Source organism: Streptomyces sp. NPDC056128 (genome assembly GCF_042263835.1).
Lineage (GTDB): Bacteria > Actinomycetota > Actinomycetes > Streptomycetales > Streptomycetaceae > Streptomyces.
In genome coordinates this window covers 535,824-551,676 of record NZ_JBHJVQ010000003.1, presented here as the reverse complement: position 1 = coordinate 551,676, position 15,853 = coordinate 535,824, and the positions used below count along the sequence as shown (strand labels likewise).

Below are 15,853 nucleotides of genomic sequence, written 5' to 3'. Positions count from 1 at the left end.
CACGACGGCTGCGGCGACCGTAAGACGGCTGCGTGGACGTAAGACGACTGCGGGGACCGTAAGACGGCTAGCGTCGGCGCATGTCGGCGACGCGCGCCCGTTCCGGCCCGGCCGGCTGCTCACCCAGGGCGGTCGCCGAGCGCAGCCCCGCCGCCGCGCCCGGAACCTGTCGGCGCGGCCCCGGAAGCGGCACGTCGCGGCGCTGCTGACGCGCCGGTACGGCATCACCCCCCGGGGCCCCGGTGCCCCCCGGGCCGGACGCCGCACCGCCGGACGCCCCCGCCACGGCGATCTGCACCCCTTGGTCGGCAAGGGCCTGCAGCTCGGTGGCGGCACGGTCGTCGTGGGCCGGCGCCTCGTCGGTGACCAGGCGGGTGATGAGGTCCGTGGGCACGGTCTGGAACATGGTGTCCGTGCCCAGCTTGGAGTGGTCGGCGAGGACGACGACCTCGGCGGCGGCCTGCACCAGGGCGCGGTCGACGGACGCCGACAGCATGTTGGACGTGGACAGCCCCCGCTCCGCCGTCAGCCCACTCCCGGACAGAAAGGCCTTGGACACCCGCAGCCCTTGCAGGGACTGCTCGGCACCCGACCCGACCAGGGCGTAGTTGGACCCGCGGAGCGTGCCGCCGGTCATCACGACCTCGACCCGGTTGGCGTGCGCGAGGGCCTGGGCCACCAGCAGCGAGTTGGTGACGACGGTCAGCCCGGGAACCCGCGCGAGCCGGCGGGCCAGCTCCTGCGTGGTCGTCCCGGCACCCACCACGATGGCCTCGCCCTCTTCGACGAAGCCCGCGGCGAGATCGGCGATGGCCGTCTTCTCGGCGGTCGCGAGATGGGACTTCTGCGGGAAGCCGGACTCTCGCGTGAACCCGCCCGGCAGTACCGCACCGCCGTGCCGGCGGTCGAGGAGTCCTTCTGCCTCCAGTGCGCGCACGTCCCGCCGTACGGTCACTTCGGAGGTCTGGACGACGCGGGCGAGCTCACGGAGCGACACGGCCCCGTTCGCTCGCACCATTTCGAGGATCAATTGGCGACGTTCTGCAGCGAACACGAAACTGACAGTAACCCCAACGACCGTCTGCTTTCAGCAGTATGCGCCGAATAACAGAAGTTGTTCGCATGGCAGTACCAGAAGTGGTATACGGGCCTACTCTGCCCGCCTATGCCACCCGCACGCTCCACAACTCCCTGTGACCAGCGGGGAGTCGATTCAAGCCGCGTCCCCGCAGGCTAGCCCTCGCCGCCCGCCTTCCGCGTGTGCAACTGCCGCGCGACCTCCGCGATCGAGCCCGAGAGCGACGGATACACGGTGAAGGCGTTGGCGATCTGCTCGACCGTCAGGTTGTTGTCGACGGCGAGGGAGATGGGGTGGATCAGCTCCGAGGCGCGCGGCGCCACGACGACACCGCCCACCACGATCTCGGTGCCGGGCCGGCAGAAGATCTTGACGAAGCCGTCCCGGATGCCCTGCATCTTGGCGCGCGGGTTGCGCAGCAGCGGCAGCTTCACCACGCGGGCGTCGATCTTGCCGCCGTCGACGTCGGCCTGGGAGTAGCCGACGGTGGCGATCTCGGGGTCGGTGAAGACGTTGGCGGAGACGGTCTTGAGGTTGAGCGGAGTGACCGCGTCCCCGAGGAAGTGGTACATGGCGATGCGCCCCTGCATCGCCGCCACCGAAGCCAGCGCGAAGACGCCGGTGACGTCACCGGCGGCGTACACACCGGGAGCCGAGGTCCGCGACACGCGGTCGGTGCGGATGTGCCCGGAGTCCTTGAGCTTGACCCCGGCCTCCTCAAGACCCATCCCGTCGGTGTTGGGGATGGCGCCGACGGCCACCAGACAGTGCGACCCGGTGATGACCCGCCCGTCGGCGAGCGTGACCTCCACCCGGTCTCCCACCCGTTTGGCGGACTGGGCCCGGGACCGCGACATGACGTTCATGCCGCGCCGCCGGAAGACGTCCTCGAGTACGGCGGCGGCGTCGGGGTCCTCGCCGGGCAGCACCCGATCCCGCGACGACACGAGGGTGACCCGCGACCCGAGCGCCTGGTAGGCACCGGCGAACTCGGCACCGGTCACACCGGACCCGACCACGATCAGCTCTTCCGGCAACTCGTCCAGGTCGTACACCTGGGTCCAGTTCAGGATGCGCTCCCCGTCGGGCCGCGCGTCCGGCAGCTCACGCGGATGACCGCCGGTGGCGATCAGCACGGCATCGGCGGTGAGCGTCTCCTCGCTCCCGTCGGCGGCGCGCACCACGACCTTCCGCGACCCGTCGAGCGCCTGCATCCCCTCCAGCCGGCCACGCCCGCGCATGACCCGCGCGCCGGCCCGCGTCACGGAGGCGGTGATGTCGTGCGACTGGGCGAGCGCGAGCCGCTTGACCCGTCGGTTGACCTTCCCGAGGTCGACGCCCACGACCCGGGCGGCCTGCTCCATGGGCGGGGTGTCGTCGGCGACGATGATCCCCAGCTCCTCGTAGGAGGAGTCGAAGGTGGTCATCACCTCGGCCGTGGCGATGAGGGTCTTGGACGGCACGCAGTCGGTCAGCACCGACGCCCCGCCCAGACCGTCGCAGTCGACGACGGTCACCTCCGCACCGAGTTGCGCGGCCACCAGCGCCGCTTCGTATCCGCCGGGTCCGCCGCCAATGATCACGATCCGAGTCACGTACTCCATTGTCCCGCACCCTTCAACGGGAGGCTGCCCGGGGGCACCACCGTTACGAACGTGATGCGCGTGGCGCCTGTCGTACCCTTCCCCCATGTCGCTCTACGCCGCTTATGCCGGCAACCTCGACGCGCGGCTCATGACCCGCCGCGCCCCGCACTCGCCGCTGCGCGCGACCGGCTGGCTGAACGGGTGGCGGCTGACCTTCGGGGGCGAGCACATGGGCTGGGAGGGCGCGCTGGCGACCCTGGTCGAGGACCCGATCTCGCAGGTCTTCGTGGCGCTCTACGACGTCGCCCCGATGGACGAGGACTCGCTGGACCGCTGGGAGGGCGTGGGGCTGGACATATACCGCCGCACCCGGGTGCGCGTCCACACCCTGGAGGGCGAGGAGAAGGCATGGACGTACGTCCTGAACGCCTACGAGGGCGGCCTGCCCTCCGCCCGCTACCTGGGCGAGGTGGCGGACGCGGCCGAATCGGCCGGCGCGCCGCACGACTACGTGATGGAACTGCGCAAGCGCCCCTGCTGACGCCACCCCTGTCAGATCCTCCAACCCAACCATCACCATCCCGTGACCTCTGTCATCTACGCGCGTAGGCGGAAACCGGCTACCCTCTTCGGCGTGAACGCATCTCTTCTTCCGGACGACATCCAGGGCGACCCCTACGCCGCCGCCGACGCCGCCGCGGCCCGCCTGCGCGAACTCACCGGCGCCGAGACCCACGACGTCGCCCTCGTGATGGGCTCCGGCTGGGCACCGGCCGTGGACGCCCTGGGCGCCCCCGAGGCCGATCTCCAGGTCACCGACCTGCCGGGCTTCCCCAAGCCCGCGGTGGAGGGTCACGGCGGCAAGATCCGCTCGTACTCGATCGGCGACAAGCGCGCACTGGTCTTCCTGGGCCGCACCCACTACTACGAGGGCCACGGCGTCGCCGCCGTCTCCCACGGCGTCCGCACCGCGGTGGCGGCCGGCGCCAAGACGATCATCCTGACCAACGGCTGCGGCGGCCTGCGCGAGGGCATGCGCCCCGGCCAGCCGGTCCTGATCAGCGACCACATCAACCTCACCGCGACCTCCCCCATCATCGGCGCCAATTTCGTCGACCTCACCGACCTCTACTCCCCCCGCCTGCGGGCCCTGTGCAAGGAGGTCGACCCCACGCTGGAGGAGGGCGTCTACGCCCAGTTCCCCGGCCCGCACTACGAGACCCCGGCCGAGATCCGCATGGCCCGCGTCATCGGGGCCGACCTGGTGGGCATGTCGACGGTCCTGGAGGCGATCGCCGCGCGCGAGGCCGGCGCGGAGGTACTGGGCATCTCCCTGGTCACCAACCTCGCCGCGGGCATGACGGGCGAGCCCCTCAACCACGAGGAGGTCCTCCAGGCAGGCCGCGACTCCGCCACCCGGATGGGCGCGCTGCTGACCCAGGTGCTGGGCCGGCTGTAACCCGACGCCGCTCGGCACCCGGCGCGCCTGTGGGCCGGGGTGGGTGACGCGAGCCGGCGCTGGCCGGGTGCCGCTGCGCCCACCCGTGCCGCCCCAGCGGCACGACTGCCCGCAGCTAGGGCGGGAGCGACTACCGGCAGCCGGGGGGCGTCCGGATAGCCGCGTACGGCGCGAAGGGGTCGTGTCGGGGGGTGTCCGCCCGCAGCGGTTGGCGCGTCAACGCAGGGCACTTCTGTGGCCGACCGATTCCGCGCCGTTCCGAGGACGGACACCCCCCGGCGCGGCCCCGACCCACAGGACCACGCACCGCGCTACGCGCACCCCCACCGAAGCAGCCACAGGCCGCCGCAGGCACCCCGCACACAACCGACACACGAGAGGCTGACCGACGTGCAAGACGACCTCCTCGCACGGGCCAAGGCATGGCTGGCCGAGGACCCCGACGCGGACACCCGCGCCGAACTCGCCAAGCTCATCGACGCCGAGGACCGCGCAGAGCTCACCGCACGCTTCTCCGGCACCCTCCAGTTCGGCACCGCGGGCCTCCGCGGCGAGCTCGGCGCCGGCCCCATGCGCATGAACCGCTCCGTGGTCATCCGCGCCGCAGCGGGCCTCGCCGCCTACCTCAAGAAACACGGCAACACCAACGGCCTCGTCGTCATCGGCTACGACGCCCGCCACAAGTCACAGGACTTCGCGGCGGACACCGCCGCGGTCATGACCGGCGCCGGCCTCAGGGCGGCCGTACTCCCCCGCCCCCTCCCCACCCCGGTGCTCGCCTTCGCCATCCGCCACCTCGGCGCGGTCGCCGGCGTGGAGGTCACGGCCAGCCACAACCCGCCCCGCGACAACGGCTACAAGGTGTACCTGGGCGACGGCTCCCAGATCGTGCCCCCCGCGGACGTCGACATCGCCGCGGAGATCGACGCCGTAGCCTCCCTGCACGACGTCCCCCGCCCCACCACCGGCTGGCAGACCCTCGACGACGACGTCCTCGACGCCTACCTCGCCCGCACGGACGCGGTCCTCTCCCCCGACTCCCCCCGCACGGCCCGCACGGTCTACACCGCGATGCACGGCGTCGGCAAGGACACCCTCCTCGCCGCCTTCGCCCGGGCCGGCTTCCCCACCCCCGCCCTCGTCACCGAGCAGGCGGACCCCGACCCGGACTTCCCCACCGTCGCCTTCCCCAACCCGGAGGAGCCCGGCGCGATGGACCTCGCCTTCGCGAGGGCCCGCGAGACGGCCCCCGACCTGATCATCGCCAACGACCCGGACGCCGACCGCCTCGCGGTGGCGGTACAGGACGCCACGGACGACTGGCGCATGCTCCGCGGCGACGAGGTCGGCGCCCTCCTGGCCGCCCACCTGGTCACCCGCGGAGCGCAGGGCACGTTCGCGGAGTCGATCGTGTCGTCGTCCCTCCTCGGCCGCATCGCGGAGAAGGCGGACCGCCCGCACGTCGAGACCCTCACCGGCTTCAAGTGGATCGCCCGCGTCGACGGCATCCGCTACGGCTACGAGGAGGCCCTCGGCTACTGCGTGGATCCGGAGGGCGTCCGCGACAAGGACGGCATCACCGCCGCGCTCCTGATCACGGAGCTGGCCTCCACCCTCAAGGAGGACGGCCGCACCCTCCTCGACCTCCTCGACGACCTGGCCGTGGAGCACGGCCTGCACGCCACCGACCAGCTCTCGGTCCGCGTGGAGGACCTGTCCCTCATCTCGGCCGCGATGCACCGCCTGCGCGAGCAGCCCCCGTCCCACCTCGCGGGCCTGCCGGTCACCGACGCCGAGGACCTCACGCGGGGCACGGCCACGCTCCCGCCCACGGACGGCCTGCGCTACACCCTGGACGGCGCACGCGTCATCGTCCGCCCGAGCGGCACGGAACCGAAGCTGAAGTGCTACCTGGAGGTGGTCGTCCCGGTCGGCACGCACGCCGACCTCCCGGCGGCCCGCACGAAGGCGACGGACCTGCTGACGACACTCAAGCGCGACCTCTCAGCAGCGGCAGGCATCTGACGCACCGGGGGGTGCGCAAGACAACGCACCCCCGCCGGCCCTCCAGGCCACCCAGCCACCCGGCGACCCGGCCACCCAGCCGCCAGACCACCCGGTGCCCCGGGCACCCGGCGACCCACCCGCCCAGTCACCCAATCCCCAGCAACACCGCCAACCCCACGGCCCCCACCACCACCGGCACCACAACCTCCCAGGCCCACCGCACAGCCACCTCGCCCCGCGAGGTCTCCGCGTCCTTCCGCGCCTCCCACAGCTCCCGCAGCTCGTCCATGACCTTGTCGGCCTCGGCCCGCACCGGCCCCTCGTCCACGCCGGAACCGGCCCCCCGGCCGCCCCCGAGCAGACCGCCCCGCCCCCGGCCACCCCCGGCGACCCGCCGGGACTCCTGCCGCGCCGCTTTCTTGCGCCCGCGCAGCGAGACCGGAAGGGCCCAGAGCTGGTACTTGTCGCCGGCCTCGCTGAAGACCTCGTTGGAGTAGGCGGACCGGAACGACTCGACCTGCCCCCAGGGCAGCACGATCACGCGGAAGGGATTGCGCACCCGCATCCGGTCGTCGCCGGCGAAGACGGCGGGCCGCACCGTGTAGGCGGCGATCAGCGGCACCAGGAAGAGCAGCGCCGCGGCAGCCGTCCACGGAGTGCGCCCCTCGCCCGCGACCAGGGCGTCGATACCGAGCCACAGGGCGAGCGCGAGCAGCAGCACGCCACCGGCGATGCCCGCGGGCGAGCGGTAGACGCGGTCCTTGGACGCGGGCACCGGCGGCTGCGGCGAGGGGGACTGTGGCTCCGGGGTCGTCATGCTGCCGATTGTGCCCGACGGCGCGGCCGGCGCTCATAGGTGGTGCCGCCGCACACAATGAGCGCCCGGGACTGTACAGCCGCTACGCGCGTAGATATGCTCGCCTGGTGACCATGCCCACCACTGCACCCGCTGCATCCGCCGCACCCGCACACGGACTCGCCGACGTCACCGCGTCCGACAGCACGCTGCGCCGCTTCCTCCACGGACTGCCCGGCGTCGACACGGTCGGCCTGGAGGCGCGCGCCGCCTCGCTCGGCACCCGTTCCATCAAGACCACCGCGAAGGCGTACGCCCTCGACCTCGCCATCTCGATGGTCGATCTGACGACGCTGGAAGGCGCGGACACCCCCGGCAAGGTCCGGGCGCTCGGCGCGAAGGCGGTCCGCCCCGACCCGACCGACCGCACGGCCCCGGCCACGGCGGCCGTCTGCGTCTATCCCGACATGGTGCCCGCCGCGAAGGCGGCCGTCGCCGGCTCGGACGTGAAGGTCGCCTCGGTCGCCACCGCGTTCCCGGCGGGCCGCGCCTCGCTGGCCGTCAAGCTGGCCGACGTGCGCGAGGCCGTGGCGGCGGGCGCGGACGAGGTCGACATGGTCATCGACCGCGGGGCGTTCCTCGCGGGGCACTACATGAAGGTGTACGACGAGATCACCGCCGTACGGGAGGCCTGCGGGACGTCCGCCCGCCTCAAGGTCATCTTCGAGACCGGCGAGCTGTCGACGTACGACAACATCCGGCGCGCCAGCTGGCTCGGCATGCTGGCCGGGGCGGACTTCATCAAGACGTCCACCGGCAAGGTCGCGGTCAACGCCACGCCCTCCAACACCCTGCTGATGCTGGAGGCGGTCCGCGACTTCCGCGCGCAGACCGGCGTCCAGGTCGGCGTGAAGCCGGCCGGCGGCATCCGTACCACCAAGGACGCGATCAAGTTCCTGGTCCTGGTCAACGAGACCGCGGGCGAGGACTGGCTGGACAACCACTGGTTCCGCTTCGGCGCCTCCTCGCTGCTGAACGACCTGCTGATGCAGCGCCAGAAGCTGGCCACCGGCCGCTACTCCGGCCCCGACTACGTGACGGTGGACTGAGACCCCATGACCATGGACAAGCAGACACCCGCATTCGAGTACGCACCGGCGCCCGAGTCCCGCTCGGTCGTCGACATCGCCCCCTCCTACGGCCTGTTCATCGACGGCGAGTTCACCGCCGCCGCCGACGGCAAGGTCTTCAAGACCGTCGCCCCCGCCACCGAGGAGGTCCTCTCCGAGGTCGCCGAGGCGGGCGAGGCGGACGTCGACCGCGCGGTCAAGGCCGCCCGCAAGGCCTTCGAGAAGTGGTCGGCGCTCCCCGGCGCCGAGCGCGCGAAGTACCTCTTCCGCATCGCCCGGATCATCCAGGAGCGCAGCCGCGAGCTGGCCGTCCTGGAGACCCTGGACAACGGCAAGCCGATCCGGGAGACGCGCGACGCGGACCTCCCCCTGGTCGCCGCGCACTTCTTCTACTACGCGGGCTGGGCCGACAAGCTCGACCACGCCGGGTTCGGCCGGAGGACGACAAACGAGCACAGCGGCGCGAACCCGCGCCCGCTGGGCGTCGCGGGCCAGGTCATCCCCTGGAACTTCCCGCTCCTGATGCTGGCGTGGAAGATCGCCCCGGCGCTGGCGACCGGCAACACGGTCGTCCTCAAGCCCGCCGAGACGACCCCCCTCTCCGCCCTGTTCTTCGCGGACATCTGCCGTCAGGCGGGCCTGCCCCGGGGCGTCGTCAACATCGTCACCGGTGACGGCCGCGCCGGCGCCGCGCTGACCGCCCACCCCGACGTGAACAAGGTCGCCTTCACCGGCTCCACGGCCGTCGGCAAGGAGATCGCGCGCACGGTCGCGGGCACCCGCAAGAAGCTCACCCTCGAACTGGGCGGCAAGGGCGCCAACATCGTCTTCGACGACGCCCCGATCGACCAGGCCGTCGAGGGCATCGTGAGCGGCATCTTCTTCAACCAGGGCCAGGTCTGCTGCGCGGGTTCCCGCCTGCTGGTCCAGGAGTCGATCCACGACGAGCTGCTCGACTCCCTCAAGCGCCGCCTGGGCACCCTGCGCCTGGGCGACCCGCTGGACAAGAACACCGACATCGGCGCGATCAACTCGGCCGAGCAGCTGGCGCGGATCACCGCGCTGGCGGACCAGGGCGAGGCGGAGGGCGCCGAGCGCTGGTCCCCGGCCTGCGAGCTGCCGTCCTCCGGCTACTGGTTCGCGCCGACGCTCTTCACCAACGTCACCCAGGCGCACACCGTCGCCCGCGACGAGATCTTCGGCCCGGTCCTGTCGGTCCTCACGTTCCGCACGCCGGACGAGGCGGTCGCCAAGGCCAACAACACGCCGTACGGCCTGTCCGCGGGCATCTGGACGGAGAAGGGCTCGCGCATCCTGGCGGTGGCGAACAAGCTCCGCGCGGGTGTGATCTGGTCCAACACGTTCAACAAGTTCGACCCGACGTCGCCCTTCGGCGGCTACAAGGAGTCGGGCTTCGGCCGCGAGGGCGGCCGCCACGGCCTGGAGGCGTACCTCGATGTCTGAGCGACTCAGTGTCTTCAAGACCTACAAGCTGTACGTCGGCGGGAAGTTCCCGCGTTCGGAGAGCGGCCGGGTGTACGAGGTGACCGACGCAAAGGGCAAGTGGCTGGCGAACGCCCCGCTCTCCTCCCGCAAGGACGCCCGTGACGCGGTGGTCGCCGCGCGCAAGGCGTTCGGCGGCTGGTCCGGCGCGACGGCGTACAACCGCGGCCAGATCCTCTACCGCGTCGCCGAGATGCTGGAGGGCCGCCGCGAGCAGTACGTCGCGGAGGTCGCCGGCGCCGAGGGCCTGTCGAAGTCGAAGGCGGCGGCGCAGGTGGACGCGGCGATCGACCGCTGGGTCTGGTACGCGGGCTGGACCGACAAGATCGCCCAGGTGGTGGGCGGCGGCAACCCGGTCGCGGGCCCGTTCTTCAACCTGTCCTCGCCGGAGCCGACGGGCGTCGTCGCCGTCCTGGCCCCGCAGGAGTCGTCCTTCCTGGGCCTGGTCTCGGTCGTCGCCCCGGTCATCGCGACGGGCAACACCGCGGTCGTGATCGCGAGCGAGAAGTCCCCGCTCCCCGCCCTCTCCCTCGGCGAGGTGCTGGCCACCTCCGACCTCCCCGGCGGCGTGGTCAACATCCTCTCCGGCCGTACGGCGGAGATCGCCACCCCGCTCGCCGCCCACCAGGACGTCAACGCGATCGACCTCGCGGGTGCCGACGAGGCGCTGGCGAAGGAGCTGGAGATCGCGGCGGCGGACAACCTCAAGCGCGTCCTGCGTCCACAGGCTGTGGACAACGCGGACTGGTCCGCGACACCGGGCACCGACCGCATGACGGCGTTCCTGGAGACGAAGACGGTCTGGCACCCGACGGGCGCGCTGGGCGCGTCCGGCTCGTCGTACTGAACGACCGCGGCACCGCGCGCACCGAAGCGAGCCGCGCCCTCCCTCCGTCCGGGGAAGGCGCGGCTCTTCGCGTGCGTGCCCAAGTGCGCGCCGGGCGCGGGCGCGTCAGCGCAGCAGTTCGGTCGCCTGCCCCAGCACCGGTACGGCGCCCAGCGACTGGGCCTGGGCGACGGGACCGGTCAGCGCGGTCGAGGTCAGCGGCTGGAAGTCGGCGACCTTCGTGCCGACGCCGTTGTCCAGCGGGTCGACGCCGGTGCCGGCCAGCGGGTTGGGCTTGAGGTCGGAGACCGGCCCGGTGGCATAGCCGACGGTGCCGGTCAGGGCCTGGACGCCGGCCTGCGGGTCGATGTTGCCCAGCGAGGTGGGGCGGGTGTGGGCCAGGCCGGCGATCGTCTCACCGCTGTCCGCGGAAGCCGTCGCCGCTCCTGCCGCCAGGGCGGCCCCGGCGGTCGCGAGGACGACCAGGGCGCGCTGTGCGTGCGGGGTGCGGGGGGACGCGTGTAGGGCCATCGCTGCTGCCACCTCTTGGTGTGGATTGCTACGGACTGCCCTGATAACAGCGCACACCGTGATCAGGTCACCGCACAGCGCAACCGAGATGTGACGCGTACTGCAAAGTCCACCCGCGGGGTCGTACGGCGGTCGGGGGATGCCTCAGACTGGTGTCCCGTGAGCTCCCATCCGCCCATACCGACCCGAGTCGTGCTGCTCTGCGGCCCCTCCGGCTCCGGCAAGTCCCTCCTCGCGGCCCGCTCCGGTCTCCCGGTGCTGCGCCTCGACGACTTCTACAAGGAGGGGACCGACCCGACGCTGCCGACGGTGCCCCAGAGCTCCGACATCGACTGGGACCATCCCGGGTCGTGGGACGCGGACGCCGCCGTCGCCGCCATCGCGGAGCTGTGCCGCACGGGCCGCACCCGGGTGCCGGTCTACGACCTCGCGCTGAGCGCCCGCACCGGCGGGGAGTCGGTCGACATCGGGCGGACGCCGCTGTTCCTCGCGGAGGGCATCTTCGCCGCCGAGCTGGTGACGCGCTGCCGGGAACTGGGCGTGCTGGCCGACGCCTTGTGCCTGAGCCGTGGTCCGCTGACGACCTTCCGGCGCCGTTTCGTGCGGGATCTGCGCGAGGGCCGCAAGTCCGTGCCGTTCCTGCTGCGCAGGGGCTGGCGGCTGATGCGGCAGGAGCGGTCGGTCATCGCCCGGCAGACGGCGCTGGGCACGCACGCGTGCGACCGGGACGAGGCGATGGGGCGGCTGGCGGCCGCCGCGGCCGGACGGTGCGCGACGGCGCGTACGGCCGCGTAAGGCGCCCGCACACCCGGACAAACGGAAGAGCGGGACTGGACGGACCCCCCGGCCCTCCAGTCCCGCTCTCTTTCCACTCCCCCGTGGGTCCCCCGTATCCCCCGTGACCCCCGTGGTTCCGTTCCCCCGTGGTGCTTCCCCGTGAGTAAGAGCCCGGCATCCTCCCCCTGATACACCCCGGCTCGTACTTTTTTTCGCGGGCCCCCCGGCCCTCCCCCTGCCTTCAGGCGACGAGTTCGCCGAAGGCGTCCTCCCGGTCACGGCCGAAGCTGAGGACCTCGTCCTCGCGCAGCCGGCGCAGCGAGCGCCAGATGCTGGACTTCACCGTGCCGACACTGATGTCGAGGATGTCCGCGATCTCCGGGTCCGTGCGGCCCTCGTAGTAGCGCAGGACCAGCATGGTGCGCTGGAGTTCGGGCAGCCGGGCGAGCGCCTGCCACAGGACCGTGCGCAGCTCGGTGCCGCGCATCGCGTCCATGTCGCCGGGCGTCTCCGGCAGTTCCTCGGTCGGGTACTCGTTGAGCTTGCGGCGCCGCCAGGCGCTGATGTGCAGGTTGGTCATGGTGCGGCGGAGGTATCCGCCGACCGCCGCCTTGTCACTGATCCGGTCCCACGCCCGGTAGGTCGAGAACAGCGCGCTCTGCAGCAGGTCCTCGGCCTCGAAGCGGTCGCCGGTCAGGTGGTAGGCGGTGGCGTACAGGGAGGCTCGGCGCTCCTGGACGTAGGCGGTGAACTCCGCCTCCGACAGGGAGCGGCGCTCCCCCTCTGCCTCCCCGTACGCGGTTCCCCCGTGCGTCTCCCCCTGGCGGGCGTCGACCACCGTCATGTAACCGGTGTGCTGACGCCCGGTGCCGCGAGCGCACCCCCGCCCGCTCACGGCACCGGACTTGTCGGAACCCCGGTGTCCGTGCACGTCGTGCAGACGCGTGACCACTGCGCTGGTGCTGGTGCCCTTCAGCGTGTTCATCTCGCGCCCCCCGTCGTGGACTTCCGGTGTTCGGCCTGCTGTACCGCGGCTTGCCGTACTGCGACCTGCTGTGTTGCTCGTGACGAAAATCCTGCCGCGGCGACTTCATGGCCGTGTCCGTCGACTGTCACAGACCTGTCACAGGGGTCCGTCACGGCTGGATCACCGTTCCTTCACAGGGTCCGGCGGCGCGCTGGGCCCGCTTCCGCACCCACAGGTCGAACACCGGCCCCTCCATGGGCCAGAATGAGCCCGTGCCTTCCCTGTTGCTGATCGAGGACGACGACGCCATCCGCACGGCCCTGGAGCTCTCCCTGAGCCGCCAGGGTCACCGGGTGGCCACGGCTGCCAGCGGTGAGGACGGTCTGAAGCTGCTGCGCGAGCAGCGGCCGGACCTGATCGTGCTGGACGTGATGCTGCCCGGCATCGACGGCTTCGAGGTGTGCCGTCGCATCCGGCGCACCGACCAGCTGCCGATCATCCTGCTGACCGCGCGCAACGACGACATCGACGTGGTCGTCGGTCTCGAGTCGGGCGCCGACGACTACGTGGTCAAACCGGTCCAGGGCCGGGTCCTTGACGCCCGGATCCGGGCCGTGCTGCGGCGCGGGGAACGGGAGTCCAGCGATTCGGCGAGCTTCGGCAGCCTGGTCATCGACCGTTCGGCGATGACCGTGACGAAGAACGGCGAGGACCTCCAGCTCACCCCGACCGAGCTGCGGCTGCTCCTGGAGCTGAGCCGGCGGCCGGGGCAGGCGCTGTCCCGGCAGCAGTTGCTGCGGCTGGTGTGGGAGCACGACTACCTCGGTGACTCCCGGCTGGTGGACGCCTGCGTGCAGCGGCTGCGCGCCAAGGTCGAGGACGTACCGTCGTCCCCGACGCTGATCCGTACCGTGCGGGGTGTCGGTTACCGGCTGGATCCGCCTCAGTGACGGAGGAACACCAGGGGGGTTCACGCGGCTGGACCGCGGCGCGCAAGGGAGTCTGGTCCTGGCTGCGCTTCACCAGTCTGCGGCTGCGGCTGGTCCTCGTCTTCGGCCTGGTCGCGCTGACCGCCGCCGTGTCCGCGTCCGGCATCGCCTACTGGCTGAACCGGGAGGCGGTGCTCACCCGCACCCAGGACGCCGTGCTGCGCGACTTCGAGCAGGAGATGCAGAACCGGGCGGGCGCGCTGTCCGAGCACCCCACGCAGGACGAGTTGCAGCACACCGCCGGGCAGATGGCCAACAGCAGCCAGCGGTTCGCCGTCCTGCTGGTCGCCGAGGACGCCGACGGGGACACCGTGTACGGCAGTTCCGGCGGCCTGGACGGCTTCGCGCTGTCCGACGTGCCCGAGTCGCTGCGCACCGCGGTGAACAAGGAGCAGAAGCTCACCTCGGCCAACAAGCACCCGTACCACCTGTACTGGCAGCGGATCACCGAGGACGACACGCCGTACCTGGTGGCCGGCACGAAGGTGATCGGCGGCGGGCCGACCGGCTACATGCTCAAGTCGCTGGAACCGGAGGCCAAGGACCTGAACTCGCTCGCCTGGTCGCTGGGGATCGCCACCGCGCTCGCCCTGCTCGGCTCCGCGCTGCTCGCGCAGGCCCTGGCGACGACCGTGCTCAAGCCGGTGCACCGGCTGGGGGTCGCGGCGCGGCGCCTGGGCGAGGGCAGGCTGGACACCCGGCTGCGGGTCTCCGGCACCGACGAACTGGCCGACTTGTCACGGACGTTCAACAGTGCCGCCGAGAACCTGGAGAAGCGGGTCGCGGACATGGCGGGCCGCGAGCAGGCCTCCCGGCGCTTCGTCGCGGACATGAGCCATGAGCTGCGTACGCCGCTGACGGCGCTCACCGCCGTGACGGAGGTCCTGGAGGAGGAGCTGCAGTTCGAGGGCGAGGGCGGGAGTTTTGACCCGATGGTCGAGCCCGCGGTCCGGCTGGTGGTGAGCGAGACCCGGCGCCTCAACGACCTGGTGGAGAACCTGATGGAGGTCACCCGCTTCGACGCGGGCACCGCCCGGCTGGTCCTGGACGACGTCGACGTCGCCGACCAGATCACCGCATGTGTCGACGCCCGCGCCTGGCTGGACGCCGTCGACCTGGACGCCGAGCGCGGCATCCACGCCCGTCTCGACCCGCGCCGGCTGGACGTGATCCTTGCCAACCTGATCGGCAACGCGCTCAAGCACGGCGGTTCGCCGGTCAGGGTGTCGGTGGCGCGGGCGGACGACGAGATCGTCATCCGGGTGCGGGACCACGGCCCCGGCATCCCCGAGGACGTCCTGCCGCACGTCTTCGACCGCTTCTACAAGGCGAGCGCCTCCCGGCCGCGCTCCGAGGGCAGCGGGCTCGGCCTGTCGATCGCCCTGGAGAACGCGCACATCCACGGCGGTGGGATCACCGCCGAGAACTCGCCCGAGGGGGGTGCGGTGTTCGTGCTGCGGCTGCCGCAGGACCCGTCGCCGCCCACGGACGAGGACGCCGACGACGGCGACGACGGCGGCAGCGGGGGCGTCCCGGACGACGGGAGCAGGGGCAAGGACGCGAAGGGACAGGTCTGATGACCGTACGCCGCCTGCCGGCACGGCCCGGGCTCGCGGTGCTGGCCGCGCTGACCGCACTGCTCGCCGGGTGCGGCATCCGCGCCACGGAGGTGCCCACGGACTACGGTCCGGCGCCGTCGCGGGTGCGCTGCTCGCTCGCCGAGCCGGACGTGTCGGCGCAGGACCCGACCGGCGTGCCGGCCCAGGTGTTCCTGCTGTGCGGCTCGTCGCTGGTGGCGGTGGACCGCACGGTGCGGGTGCCGGACGGCGCGTCCGACTCGGGTCGCCGGGTGCTGGTGGCGCAGGGGCTGATCGACCAGCTCGCGGCGTCGCCGTCGGCCGCCGAGAAGGAGGCCGGGTACACGACGGACGTCCACCGCGGGATCGCCGTGACCGGGCCGCGCTCCGGCGACCCCGACGACACGCTGCGGCTGAGCACCGCGCCCGACGACCTGACCTCGTACGCCCTCGCCCAGGTCGTGTGCACGTTCTCCGACTCGGCGGCGGCCGAGGGGGACGGCTCGGTCGTGCTGGCCGGGACCGGCGACCGGCCCGCCCGCCGCTACGCCTGCACGGACGAGGTGCGGGCCCGGCCGGGCAGCAACGAGCCGCCGGCCACCGAGGTCAAGGACGGCTGACCGCGCC

15 protein-coding genes are annotated in these 15,853 nt (G+C 72.1%); 10 read left to right on the top strand and 5 right to left on the bottom strand.

Going from position 1 to position 15,853, the window contains the following annotated elements; all coding sequences use genetic code 11:
* Window positions 1-67 precede the first annotated feature (67 nt).
* On the bottom strand, window positions 68-1,054 hold the full coding sequence (locus ACFC1X_RS10645) for a DeoR/GlpR family DNA-binding transcription regulator (protein WP_361352483.1): 987 nt from the start codon (window positions 1,052-1,054) through the stop codon (window positions 68-70).
* 179 nt (window positions 1,055-1,233) lie between these two features.
* A complete protein-coding gene (locus tag ACFC1X_RS10640; protein ID WP_376350884.1) occupies window positions 1,234-2,682 on the bottom strand; it encodes an NAD(P)H-quinone dehydrogenase in 1,449 nt (482 codons plus the stop codon).
* Window positions 2,683-2,767: 85 nt separating this feature from the next.
* Between ACFC1X_RS10640 and ACFC1X_RS10635 the strand changes: the two genes are divergently transcribed.
* From ACFC1X_RS10635 to ACFC1X_RS10625, 3 genes are all read left to right on the top strand, one after another.
* A complete protein-coding gene (locus ACFC1X_RS10635) occupies window positions 2,768-3,205 on the top strand; it encodes a gamma-glutamylcyclotransferase (protein WP_125495169.1) in 438 nt (145 codons plus the stop codon).
* A 93-nt stretch (window positions 3,206-3,298) separates the two neighbouring features.
* Window positions 3,299-4,123 carry a purine-nucleoside phosphorylase gene (locus ACFC1X_RS10630; RefSeq protein WP_125495170.1) on the top strand — a complete coding sequence of 275 codons (825 nt, stop codon included), beginning with the start codon at window positions 3,299-3,301 and terminating at the stop codon, window positions 4,121-4,123.
* Between the two features lie 390 nt (window positions 4,124-4,513).
* Complete coding sequence (locus ACFC1X_RS10625) at window positions 4,514-6,148, top strand: phospho-sugar mutase (RefSeq protein ID WP_376350880.1); 1,635 nt, start codon at window positions 4,514-4,516, stop codon at window positions 6,146-6,148.
* Window positions 6,149-6,275: 127 nt separating this feature from the next.
* Here the strand turns inward: ACFC1X_RS10625 and ACFC1X_RS10620 are convergent, their stop codons facing one another.
* A complete protein-coding gene (locus tag ACFC1X_RS10620) occupies window positions 6,276-6,947 on the bottom strand; it encodes a PH domain-containing protein (protein WP_376350877.1) in 672 nt (223 codons plus the stop codon).
* Window positions 6,948-7,060: 113 nt separating this feature from the next.
* Here ACFC1X_RS10620 and deoC point away from each other — a divergent pair, with 113 nt between their 5' ends.
* From deoC to ACFC1X_RS10605, 3 genes are read left to right on the top strand one after another with little or no spacing between them, the layout of a single operon-like run.
* Complete coding sequence (gene deoC, locus ACFC1X_RS10615; protein WP_376350874.1) at window positions 7,061-8,035, top strand: deoxyribose-phosphate aldolase; 975 nt, start codon at window positions 7,061-7,063, stop codon at window positions 8,033-8,035.
* 12 nt (window positions 8,036-8,047) lie between these two features.
* On the top strand, window positions 8,048-9,520 hold the full coding sequence (locus ACFC1X_RS10610) for an aldehyde dehydrogenase family protein (RefSeq protein WP_376351055.1): 1,473 nt from the start codon (window positions 8,048-8,050) through the stop codon (window positions 9,518-9,520).
* Window positions 9,513-10,406: an aldehyde dehydrogenase family protein gene (locus ACFC1X_RS10605; RefSeq protein WP_376350871.1), complete on the top strand. Its 894-nt coding sequence runs from the start codon at window positions 9,513-9,515 to the stop codon at window positions 10,404-10,406. Before ACFC1X_RS10610 ends, ACFC1X_RS10605 begins: the two co-directional genes overlap by 8 nt.
* A 105-nt stretch (window positions 10,407-10,511) precedes the next feature.
* Here ACFC1X_RS10605 and ACFC1X_RS10600 read toward each other — a convergent pair whose 3' ends face one another.
* Window positions 10,512-10,916, bottom strand: a complete 405-nt coding sequence (locus ACFC1X_RS10600) for a hypothetical protein (RefSeq protein WP_376350868.1) — start codon at window positions 10,914-10,916, stop codon at window positions 10,512-10,514.
* A 159-nt stretch (window positions 10,917-11,075) separates the two neighbouring features.
* On the opposite strand from ACFC1X_RS10600, the gene ACFC1X_RS10595 reads away from it, so the two are divergent.
* The gene (locus ACFC1X_RS10595) at window positions 11,076-11,711 is read left to right on the top strand and encodes a uridine kinase (RefSeq protein WP_376350865.1); all 636 of its coding nucleotides are present in this window, start codon (window positions 11,076-11,078) and stop codon (window positions 11,709-11,711) included.
* 223 nt (window positions 11,712-11,934) lie between these two features.
* Here ACFC1X_RS10595 and ACFC1X_RS10590 read toward each other — a convergent pair whose 3' ends face one another.
* Window positions 11,935-12,678, bottom strand: coding sequence for a SigE family RNA polymerase sigma factor (locus tag ACFC1X_RS10590; protein WP_161331908.1), 744 nt, complete (start codon window positions 12,676-12,678; stop codon window positions 11,935-11,937).
* A 254-nt stretch (window positions 12,679-12,932) separates the two neighbouring features.
* Between ACFC1X_RS10590 and afsQ1 the strand changes: the two genes are divergently transcribed.
* The 3 genes from afsQ1 to ACFC1X_RS10575 are packed head-to-tail and all read left to right on the top strand — an operon-like array spanning window position 12,933 to window position 15,846.
* Window positions 12,933-13,610 carry a two-component system response regulator AfsQ1 gene (afsQ1, locus tag ACFC1X_RS10585; RefSeq protein ID WP_234955147.1) on the top strand — a complete coding sequence of 226 codons (678 nt, stop codon included), beginning with the start codon at window positions 12,933-12,935 and terminating at the stop codon, window positions 13,608-13,610.
* Window positions 13,607-15,226, top strand: coding sequence for an ATP-binding protein (locus ACFC1X_RS10580; RefSeq protein WP_376350861.1), 1,620 nt, complete (start codon window positions 13,607-13,609; stop codon window positions 15,224-15,226). The genes afsQ1 and ACFC1X_RS10580 overlap by 4 nt, the downstream gene beginning before the upstream one ends.
* Window positions 15,226-15,846, top strand: coding sequence for a hypothetical protein (locus ACFC1X_RS10575; protein ID WP_376350858.1), 621 nt, complete (start codon window positions 15,226-15,228; stop codon window positions 15,844-15,846). The genes ACFC1X_RS10580 and ACFC1X_RS10575 overlap by 1 nt, the downstream gene beginning before the upstream one ends.
* Window positions 15,847-15,853: the final 7 nt, after the last annotated feature.

Coding starts and splice junctions, on each gene's coding strand:
- ACFC1X_RS10640 (WP_376350884.1), bottom strand. CDS start 2,682: ATGGAGTACGTGACTCGGATCGTGATCATTGGCGGCGGACCCGGCGGA.
- ACFC1X_RS10635 (WP_125495169.1), top strand. CDS start 2,768: ATGTCGCTCTACGCCGCTTATGCCGGCAACCTCGACGCGCGGCTCATG.
- ACFC1X_RS10620 (WP_376350877.1), bottom strand. CDS start 6,947: ATGACGACCCCGGAGCCACAGTCCCCCTCGCCGCAGCCGCCGGTGCCC.
- deoC (WP_376350874.1), top strand. CDS start 7,061: ATGCCCACCACTGCACCCGCTGCATCCGCCGCACCCGCACACGGACTC.
- ACFC1X_RS10610 (WP_376351055.1), top strand. CDS start 8,048: ATGGACAAGCAGACACCCGCATTCGAGTACGCACCGGCGCCCGAGTCC.
- ACFC1X_RS10605 (WP_376350871.1), top strand. CDS start 9,513: ATGTCTGAGCGACTCAGTGTCTTCAAGACCTACAAGCTGTACGTCGGC.
- ACFC1X_RS10600 (WP_376350868.1), bottom strand. CDS start 10,916: ATGGCCCTACACGCGTCCCCCCGCACCCCGCACGCACAGCGCGCCCTG.
- ACFC1X_RS10590 (WP_161331908.1), bottom strand. CDS start 12,678: ATGAACACGCTGAAGGGCACCAGCACCAGCGCAGTGGTCACGCGTCTG.
- ACFC1X_RS10575 (WP_376350858.1), top strand. CDS start 15,226: ATGACCGTACGCCGCCTGCCGGCACGGCCCGGGCTCGCGGTGCTGGCC.